The sequence below is a fragment of the Achromobacter ruhlandii genome (assembly GCF_902859695.1).
GTDB classification, from domain to species: domain Bacteria; phylum Pseudomonadota; class Gammaproteobacteria; order Burkholderiales; family Burkholderiaceae_B; genus Achromobacter; species Achromobacter ruhlandii.
Window position 1 is genome coordinate 217302 of record NZ_CADIJL010000008.1, and the last position, 9037, is coordinate 226338.

A 9037-nucleotide genomic window follows, 5' to 3' on the forward strand; every position below is an offset into this window, starting at 1 on the left:
TGGCCTCGCGCCATCTGGTGGATCGGTTCTGGAGTCGTAGCGCCATCCACTCGCATGGGTCCGCCCCTGACCGAAAGTCCAGGGCGGTGTCGAGGGTGTGAGCGAAGACGCGCGGGGAGCCCAAAGGGGCAAACACAACCGCGCGCTGCGTAAAACGCGTGCTCAAGGGATGGCGGGAACAGAGGAGGGCATCGGGTGCCGACCGGGTGCTCTGTTGGCCGTGGTGCGCTTCAGGGAACGCCCAGCGATGAACGCTGGCCAAGCCAAGGACATGCACTACGAGAAAGACCGCGGGACCGCCGCCTCAAGGGCGACGGCATTGCCGGTTCGAGACCAGCGCTTCAAGGGCAGGTAACGACTGCGACGCCTTTTGCTCCGCGATGGAGCGGGGCCAGGATGGCCCTCGGGAAACCGTAGTTGACGCCAAGCGGGTAGGGCGGTCAAGCGGGCGGCGCGAAAGCGCGGCGATTTGCGGAGGATTGCGGGTGGCACTTGCGCGCCCGGGAGATTGCCGTAAGGCGCATTTATTGTCGCAAAGCGGCGGGCAACGAGGCAGCGGGCGGGCTTGACGGGGGAAATCTCTGCCTCTGGTCCTGAGCGGGGCAACTCAGGGCGATGCTCGCGCGCGGACCGCTCCGGCGGCAACTGCCGCGCATGGGGTTGATGCCCGCTATTTGAATGAGAGCGTAGTGACACACACGCACCCCGCCCAGGGGATGAGGCTTTCAGGTGTCAGCGAAATGTCCGTGCATCGCCGGTTCGCTGACAGCGGGCCGGGCCCGATGCCGAAATCGGCCTCTTTGAGTGGGGATTTCGTGTGGCGGGATCAGGTCGCCCTGTCGATGCTGATTGACCTCAACCCTGCCTCGGAGCCTTGTCATGGAATTGATCGTCAGAGCGGTGGATGTCGGATCCGGCAACACCAAATTCGTCACGGCCGCAGCCGGTACCGATATCCGCTGCGCTAGTTTCCCGTCCGTCGCCTATCCGTCAAGCGACGACTCGCCGTCGTGGCCGGCGAGCGAGCGCAAGAAAACGGTGTGCATCCCCATCGGCCCGCTGTTCTACGAGGTCGGGCCGGACGTGAGCCTTGCCGCCGACACCTTCCGCGCCAAACAACTGCATGATGAATACACCGAGACGCCGGAGTACATGGCGTTGCTCAGGGGGGCGCTCTCCATGATGAAGGTGAGCCACATCGACCTCCTCGTGGTGGGGCTGCCGGTGGCGCTCTTTGCGGTCAAGAAAGCGGCGCTGGAGAAAGCTATGACCGGCCGGCACGACATCGGGGGCAGTAAGGTCGTGACGGTCGGCAAGGCCATGGCCGTCGCTCAGCCGCAAGGGGCGCTGGCGCACTTCGCCTCCGAGCACCAGAAGATGACGATCATTGGCAATGAGCAGAGCCTGATCATCGACCCCGGCTCGCGTACCTTCGACTGGCTGGTGGCCCGGGGCATGCGCCTCGTGCAGAAGCAGAGCTACTCCTTCAACCGCGGCATGTCGGATGTACTGCGCCTGCTGGCGGCCGAGATCACCAAGGATATCGGCTCGCCGTACCGGGACTACGACGCCATCGACCTGGCGCTGCGCACGGGCAAGCAGCCGATGATTTTCCAGAAGCCGTACGACATGAAGCGGCTGCTGCCCCTGGCCGAGACCGTCGCCGAGCAGGCTGTGTCGACGATGAAGGAGTGGATCGAGGCACCGCACAGCCTGCAGAACATCATCCTGGTCGGTGGTGGGGCGTTCCTGTTCCGCAAGGCGGTCAAGGCAGCGTTCCCGAAGCACCGCATCCATGAGGTGAAGGAACCAATGTTCGCCAATGTGCGGGGCTTTCAGCTGGCCGGGCAGAACTACGCGAGCAGCAAGATGACCGCCACCGGTAAGGAGCAAGTTCAGGGGGCATCGGGAGAACTCGAATGAGCAGCGATACCGTGAAGGACGCCGCGCCCATTCGCCTGGTCTTCGTCTTGGCGCGTGCCGACCATCCCCGTCTGTACGACGATCTGATCCAGTTTCAGAAGGGCGTTAAACGAATCAATCGCCTGCGGTTGCTGGCCTACGATGGCTTGCTGGCGCAGAGCGGTGTCTTCGCCGGGATAGGGCGCGGCTTGCCTCATCTGCCTTCCGCAAGTAGCGCGCAGGAGGGCAATGGCGCCATTACCAACGACCTCTTCGCGCCGGCGATCGACGCGTGAGCCGGCCATGGACAAGCGATCGCGCCGGCCGGTGAGCGGCCGGATGGTCAGCGCCTCGGACCTGGCGCAGATGGGCCGCTGCGAGAGATTGGTGGTGTTCGAGCATCTCCATGGAAGCCGGCGTACGGTTTGGCAGCAACAAGCCCGGGCACGCGGGCTGGTCGAGCATGAGCACTTCTATAGGGAAGGTTTGGCGGCATCCGCGCAGGCCGCCCGAAAGGGGCGTTGCTTCATCGCCACCTGCGTGTTCGGCGAGGCCTGGCAGAGGGAGGTGCTGCGCCGGTTCAGGGACGAGGCGCTGCGACCCAGCGCTTGGGGACGCCGGGTGATCCGCCTCTACTATCGGGGTGCACCCGGTATCTGCGTCGTCCTGCGCCGATGGCCCTCGTTGCAGGTTCCTATGCGCATGGTCTTGGGGGCGATCGCGACCGGACTTCGCTGGTGGTCAGGTTTGCGTGGAGGCGGCAAGTGTCGGCGCTAGCGTGGGGCGTCGGTTGCGCCGTTGCCGTCGTGGGCTTCTTGCTGGCCGTGGCGCGGTGGCGATCACTTGAGACGCATGCCGTACGGGCTGAGCAGGCCTCGCGACCGGCAGCGCTGCGGGACGCCGAATTGGTCTACTTGGAAAAGCTGTTCCGGATTTCCACGCCCGTCGGACTGGTGGCGAAACTTGACCGGGCATACCGCCTGCCCTCCGGTCTGCTCGTGTTGGTGGAGTTCAAGACTCGCTCGAGCAACCAGCCGTGCCTGTCGGATGTGATCCAGTTGTCCGCCCAGCGGATGGCGGTGATGGGGCAGACGGGGCAGGCCGTGGCATCCCACGCATATGTAATGGTGAAGACTCAGGCTGGGCGGAGTTTGCCGACCGCACATTGTGTCGAACTGATGTCAGACGACCAAGTTATTGCCTTGATCAGGCGCCGGGATGATCTTCTCGCCGGGCGCCTCTTGCCTCGACGGCCCTTGTCCCTGCGAACGTGCGATACCTGTTCGTTTCGGGGACGCTGCAGCGGGTTTTCGCATTGATCGGCGGTTCTCGTTAGTCGAATTGGCAGCAGCGTTGTCAGGAAAATCCTTCGTAAGATACGTCAAACGGTTGCCCAGCAACCGCCAAGCCTCTTGCATCTCTGCTTCGTAGGTGTGCCGCTGATAGATTCTCTTCGTTCTATTTTCCTCGACATGATTCAAGCATCGGTCAGCGACCTCGGGCAATACGCCCAAGCGAGTCATCATGGTGGCACCGGTCCTTCGTAAGTCATGTGGCCCCCATTTGCCACCTGGCAACGTCAGTGTCGCAATTAATTTGCTACGCCGCTTCATCGACCCGCTGGGCCGTTGCCGGTCGCCAAGTTGCTTGGTGATTGTCTTGCTGGAGACTGCTTTCTTGCCATTGCGGCTAGGATAGACCCACGTCCCTTCGCCGTTGAGCTCCTTTACCTTGCGGAACTGCTTCACGGCAAAATCAGACAGATAGACGTTGTGTGGCTTGCCGTTCTTGGTGTCAGAGATTCGCCATAGGTGGTTGTCGAGATCGACGTCGGACCACCGCGCGCCCAGCAACTCTCCTATCCGACAAAGGGTCGAGAGGGCAATCCAGACGGCAGCCTTAGTTGTCGGCATCAGTCCCGCGCTCGGTAGCTGTTGGCAAAGTGCTCCAATTTCCGCTTCGCTCAGTACTCGATCGCGCTCGCCATCCGGTCCGCCGATCTTGACTTTGCGAATGCTGGCCGTGGGGTCCGCCTCAATGATGTCGCGATCGACGGCAAATCTGAACATTTGCCGCATCAGCGAGAAGACGACCTTTGCCATCCGATTGACGCCGCGGGCGAGGAGCGGGTCAGTCACCGATGTGATGTTCCCCTTCTTGACGTCTTGCGCGGCGAGGGAGCCAAGCTTTGGGAGGACATCCTTTTCGAACATGCGGCGGATTTCCTTCCCACCATCCTTGCGGCGCACCAGGTCCACCTCGGCCCATCGCTCGAAAAGATCCTTGACCGTTTGGCGTGCCTGGGCAGCCTCCAGTATCTTGCGCTGTGCTTCCTGTTCGGCTTGCCGTAGCTTGCGTTGCACCTGGGGGTCGATTTGCTGTTTGATTGACTCCCGCGCCTTGGCGGCTTCACTGCGCGCCGCAGCCAGCGGTACCGACTCCAGGCTACCCAGCCCCAGTTTTCTGCGGTTCCCGGCAAATGTATAGACGAGCAGCCAGTCCTTTGCACCCGTTGGGCGCACTCGCAGGAAGAGCCCGCCACCGTCCGCTAGCAGGTACTCTCGCTCCATGGGCTTGGAGTTCCGGACTTCCTTGTCGCTGAGTTCGTGCAGAGCCATTGGACCACCTCGATGATGTCAAACGAGTAAAATCGGGGGAACGATTGGGGGAACACTTAGCGTGCGCTTTAATGATATACTATGACACGTCATGAAGTTGTTCAAACTAAATAATTGTTTGTAAACAATGTGGTGTTTAGCTTGGGTGGGGCGCGATGAGACCGGCTGATACGTCGCTTCACGTTTATGGGGTGCAAGGGGTCGCGAGTTCGAATCCCGCCGTCCCGACCAGCAATACCCTAGGGGGTTAGTGATAGTAATCACTAACCCCCTTTCTCATTCTGGGGACTTTTGCGGGGACTTCCCGATTAAAGCCGCCCCTCGCTTGAGCACCGTCAACGCCGGACTGCGCGTGTCGGTTGCTGCGATGCGATTTGCATACTCGATCAGCTTGGTCAGCTCGGCCGCCGAGTAGTGCGAAGTGATACTTCCATCGGTGTGGCCCAGCAGTGCCTTGCGATCCTCCTCCGGCACGTCAGCGGCGCGCAATCGACGACCGAAAGTGTCATGCACGCGGACACGTCCAAAGCCCGGATGCGCTGGCACGCCGTGCGACGTCTTCCAGTTTTCCGCGGCGCGCTTGCGTGCACTGCGCCAGGCCGTGTCGTTCATCCTGTGCAGCGCGCGGCCCTCGTAGGGAAACACCCATTCGGGATCAGGCCGCGCTGTTTGCGAATGATCGACCTGGCCACGTCGTTCGGCACCACCAGGCGCGCCTCGCCGTTCTTGATGCCTGAATCTTCGAACCGCCCGCCAAAGTCAGCGGGGATCAGAAAGACGCTGGTTTCCAGCTCAGGCACCTTGATTTCCCACTCCCATTGCAGTTTGCAGACCTCCTGCTCGCGGCACCCGGTATTCACCTTGTATAAGGCCATGGCCTGAAGGTGGTCGGGTAGCTCTTTGAAAAGCGTTGCCTGTTCCTCCCACGACAAGGGGTAGGGCTGCCGGCGCGATTTTTCACTGAGCATTTCGATCATGGGTACAACTGATAGCCAAGGCCTGCGGTCTTCGTCGCGCCATTTCCTGGCGCAGACGTTCAGCACCCTCACGACGCGCTGCAACGCGATATTGATCGTCCGCGGTGCTCGGCCCAATTCCAGCCGGTCCTCGATATAGGGCTGCAGGGCTTCGTCGTCCACTTCATCCAGGTACAGCTCGCCGATGTACGGGTCGAGCTGTTTGAGATAGATGCCGGTATGCCAAATTGATGGCTGCTGCGCATATTCCTTCAAATAGCGGGTCGCGGCTTCACGGAAGGTGCGGCGGCCGTGGCGTTTCGCGGCTTGGGCCGCCTGGGCTTCGGCGACGCGCGAGAGGAGGAATTGCTCCGCGTCTGCGCGCGTGCTTGTGCCAGTGCTGCCTCGAATTCGGCCAACCCCGCGGACGACTTTGTCGATGTGCCAGAGGCCGTCTTTGAGCGTGAGGCCGGTGATTGTTTTTTGCCCCATAAGCTTGATGCTCCATTGCTATGGCGGCGCTCGCTGCGAGGGCTAGGGTTGTGGCCCCTGGGGGACGCTGATGAGCGCTCAAGCTGTCGCTTGGGCCTTGGCCCAGCCTGTTTGCCATTCTCCCGCCAAATTCATCCTGGTGGTGCTGGCGCATTATGCGCACGGCAAGCAAGCGCCATGGAGCGCATTTGCATCCACCACCCTGATCGCGCAGCAGACTGGGCAAGACCGCAAGACGGTGCTTGCCAATCTGCGCCGGCTGATCGACGCAGGTTTCCTGGTCGATAGCGGCGAGCGGGCAGGGGCTACTAAGTCGGTGGTCGTGTTCCGGCTGTGCGAACCTGCAAGCAGTACCAATTCTGGTACAGCTTCGGATCAGCAAAGCGGTACCGAAAACGGGACAGCTTCCGAAGCCCAAGCAGTACCAGATTTGGGACAGCTAAGCGGTACCGAAAGTGGGACACCTTCCGATGATTTTGAGGGAAGCAGTCCCAAAACTGGTACCGCTTACCCCGAAGCAGTACCAAATTTGGGACACCTGGGTAAACCCGAAGCAGTACCAGTTTTCCCTACAGAAATAAAACATAAGAAAGAGGTAATACCTATCTTCGTAGGTAATACCTCCAAAAGCCGTAACACTGTCAGCACCACGAAGCGTGGATCTCGCCTGCCTGCCGACTGGGTTCTGCCGATGTCCTGGGGCAAGGCGGCGCTTGACCTGCGGCCCGACCTGTCCGCCGAGCAGGTGCGCGTGCTGGCCGACGAATTCCGGGACTACTGGACCGCCGTGCCAGGCGCGAAGGGCTGCAAGCTCGACTGGCTGGCGACATGGCGAAACCGTGTGCGAACAGCTCGCGCTCCCGTCGTGCTGAACGCAGCGGGGCCTCGTGCCGAGACGGGCCAGGACTGGGGTGACTGGTGGAAGTCCGATGCGGCGACGGACCGCGTTGGCCGCGAACTGGGCATGTTCGCCCGGGGCGGCGAGACCTACGCCAGCTACCGTGATCGGATCTTCGCCGAGCTGCGTCGCCGGCGTGACGAGCAGGAGCGAGACGCATGAGCTACGCCGAAGCATCCGCGGCGGTGACCCGCCATCAGCATCCGGTCCAGGGCTACGGCATGTGCTGCGTCAGGGGCTGCATGCTGCCCGGGTCTATCGCCGACACCACGACCGGTGTGTCCGACTGGTACTGCCACCTGCACCACGGCACGGCCTACGCGGAGCAGGCGGGCATCACGGCTCGCATGCACAACCGCCGAAGCCTGTTCATCCTGGCTGGGCGCCTGAAGGCGGCGCTGCCTGGCCAGCCTGTGCCTGACAGCGTGATTCCTTGGCTGCGTCGGCACAACCGCGAGGACTTCGCGGAAGCGGCGAGCGGGAACGTGACCGCGCAGGCGCTGGGGGCGTTGATGCTGCGGGTGCTTGGCGACGAATGCGCGTCACCGCAGCCGCGCGGAGACACGGCGGGAGCATCGGCCGGTGCCGGACTTGGCAGTTGGTTCAGGGCCGTGGATCTGGTGAGTGACCTGGCATGAAGACTTCACAGAACCTCATGGGCGCCTACGACCCAATGGGCGACACGCTGGCCTGGATGGCGATGCAATGCAAAGCCCGTGGCTGCGATGGAGGCCCGAGCGCGCGCTCGCGGCTTCTGCGCCTAGTCCGACAACGAAGCCCCGGCAATCCTGCACTGGGCCGTGGCGCAGGAGTGCAAAGCATGACTGGGATCCTGACGGTATGTGCGCAAAACCGAGTGAGGCAATCAGGCCTTTCGTCCTGGGGAAGGACGCTCGCCGCTGGGTTCTACGGGACCTGCAACAGACCCGTCTTGATTCAATTGTTCAAGCCAGGGGTCGATCGCTTCGCCTCTCGCAGATTGGGTCAGTGCATCGATTCGGCGATTGCGTGCACGAAGGCCGATCACGGCGTTTCGCAATATTTCCTGCAGTCCCTGGAGATCGGCATCTTCTTTCGTTGCCGAATACACGCAGATGCTGAGCATGTCTGCGATATTGACCAGCTCGGCTGCGAGGTGGGGGTTATACGCATAGATCTTCGCATGATCCACAGCCAGAACGACATCGATCGACTTTTGGAGCATGGGCACAGCCGCTTTCACCCTATCCACGGCCATAAGGTTCGAGTCGCTCAGCGCGGATTCGGCCTTCGCCAACAAGTCGCCAATGACAGGGATCTTCGAGCGTGTGACCGCAGCAACCAACTGCCCACGTTGCGCCTCTCGAGCGCGATTAGTTTGGTCGGCGTGGTTCGCAATGCGCAATGCCACAACCGCAGCCGAGAAAGTCGCCGCGGCGCTTATCCATCCGATCGTCGCTGGATCCTTCAAGAACTGCTTCACGCCGTCGGATATGCGCGCCGCCAAAAAACCCGCAAAAGCGGCCGCAAAGATGCCTGCAAGCCAAGGGCTCCACGAAATGTAGCGGGCTCCCATGCGCCGCCACCACGAGTTTTGCTCTCTCATTCTGGGTTCTCCCAGTTATCCCTGTGCGCAGGGAATGTAACCGAATTGGTGAGCGCCTGAACATGGACCGCCTGGTCGGCGTCGGTGTGTTCCCGCTCGGTATGCGCATGCCGGGGCGCCAGCTCTATACCGGGCCGATACAGCCAGGCTGTGAGTTGGAGAATTTGAAAGGAGTAAAGAATGCCGCGTGAAGCCGGAACGTTTTCGTGCCCCGAGCACGCGATTGCCGTGGCCTACCTGATGCTGGCCCTGCCCATCGAGCCGAAGAATCCGACGCAGTTGGTCTGCGAGGCCCTGCGCGAGCGGTTCGACGTGGAGTATGAACGCAAGGCCCTATCAGGGCTGACGCCGCATGAGTGGCATGCGCAGGCCGTGTTCATCGTCAAGCTGATGGAGCGGACGCTGGGCGAGAGCGTGGGCTTCCACATCTTGCGGACGCAGTATGGGACGGGCCTGGAAGGTGCCGAGAGCGCCTGCGCCGTTTCCGAGTGGCTTAACCCCTCGGCCAAGGGGCGGGAGCGCTTGGTGACCGATATGCTTGTTTGCCGGATACTACGAGGTCGACCGCGTATTCGTGACCTGTCGG

9 protein-coding genes and 2 pseudogenes are annotated in these 9037 nt (G+C 61.8%); 7 read left to right on the forward strand and 4 right to left on the reverse strand.

Features of this window, described 5'->3' with window-relative positions; translation table 11 throughout:
* Positions 1–879: 879 nt before the first annotated feature.
* Genes HV742_RS12990 through HV742_RS32525 form a run of 4 tightly spaced genes read left to right on the forward strand, consistent with a single transcriptional unit; the run spans position 880 to position 3221 of the window.
* Positions 880–1923, forward strand: a complete 1044-nt coding sequence (locus HV742_RS12990; RefSeq protein ID WP_175145482.1) for a PRTRC system protein D — start codon at positions 880–882, stop codon at positions 1921–1923.
* Positions 1920–2198 carry a hypothetical protein gene (locus HV742_RS12995; protein ID WP_175145484.1) on the forward strand — a complete coding sequence of 93 codons (279 nt, stop codon included), beginning with the start codon at positions 1920–1922 and terminating at the stop codon, positions 2196–2198. The genes HV742_RS12990 and HV742_RS12995 overlap by 4 nt, the downstream gene beginning before the upstream one ends.
* Positions 2199–2205: 7 nt before the next feature.
* The gene (locus HV742_RS13000; RefSeq protein ID WP_175145486.1) at positions 2206–2679 is read left to right on the forward strand and encodes a CFI-box-CTERM domain-containing protein; all 474 of its coding nucleotides are present in this window, start codon (positions 2206–2208) and stop codon (positions 2677–2679) included.
* Positions 2577–3221, forward strand: a complete 645-nt coding sequence (locus tag HV742_RS32525) for a PD-(D/E)XK nuclease family protein (RefSeq protein ID WP_367647936.1) — start codon at positions 2577–2579, stop codon at positions 3219–3221. The genes HV742_RS13000 and HV742_RS32525 overlap by 103 nt, the downstream gene beginning before the upstream one ends.
* Positions 3222–3341: 120 nt before the next feature.
* Here HV742_RS32525 and HV742_RS13005 read toward each other — a convergent pair.
* The 3 genes and pseudogenes from HV742_RS13005 to HV742_RS13010 all read right to left on the reverse strand — a co-directional run.
* Positions 3342–4520, reverse strand: a pseudogene (locus HV742_RS13005) (tyrosine-type recombinase/integrase); the annotation flags it as partial.
* 276 nt (positions 4521–4796) lie between these two features.
* The gene (locus tag HV742_RS32280) at positions 4797–5132 is read right to left on the reverse strand and encodes a site-specific integrase (protein WP_254601101.1); all 336 of its coding nucleotides are present in this window, start codon (positions 5130–5132) and stop codon (positions 4797–4799) included.
* Complete coding sequence (locus HV742_RS13010; protein ID WP_254601103.1) at positions 5129–5968, reverse strand: site-specific integrase; 840 nt, start codon at positions 5966–5968, stop codon at positions 5129–5131. Before HV742_RS13010 ends, HV742_RS32280 begins: the two co-directional genes overlap by 4 nt.
* A gap of 70 nt (positions 5969–6038) precedes the next feature.
* On the opposite strand from HV742_RS13010, the gene HV742_RS13015 reads away from it, so the two are divergent.
* Together HV742_RS13015 and HV742_RS13020 are read left to right on the forward strand one after the other, a co-directional pair.
* Positions 6039–7028, forward strand: coding sequence for a helix-turn-helix domain-containing protein (locus HV742_RS13015; protein WP_175145490.1), 990 nt, complete (start codon positions 6039–6041; stop codon positions 7026–7028).
* The gene (locus HV742_RS13020) at positions 7025–7504 is read left to right on the forward strand and encodes a hypothetical protein (RefSeq protein ID WP_175145492.1); all 480 of its coding nucleotides are present in this window, start codon (positions 7025–7027) and stop codon (positions 7502–7504) included. Before HV742_RS13015 ends, HV742_RS13020 begins: the two co-directional genes overlap by 4 nt.
* Before the next feature lie 227 nt (positions 7505–7731).
* Here HV742_RS13020 and HV742_RS13025 read toward each other — a convergent pair whose 3' ends face one another.
* Positions 7732–8451 carry a hypothetical protein gene (locus HV742_RS13025; protein WP_175145493.1) on the reverse strand — a complete coding sequence of 240 codons (720 nt, stop codon included), beginning with the start codon at positions 8449–8451 and terminating at the stop codon, positions 7732–7734.
* A gap of 180 nt (positions 8452–8631) precedes the next feature.
* Here HV742_RS13025 and HV742_RS13030 point away from each other — a divergent pair.
* A pseudogene (locus HV742_RS13030) lies at positions 8632–9037 on the forward strand (hypothetical protein); the annotation flags it as partial.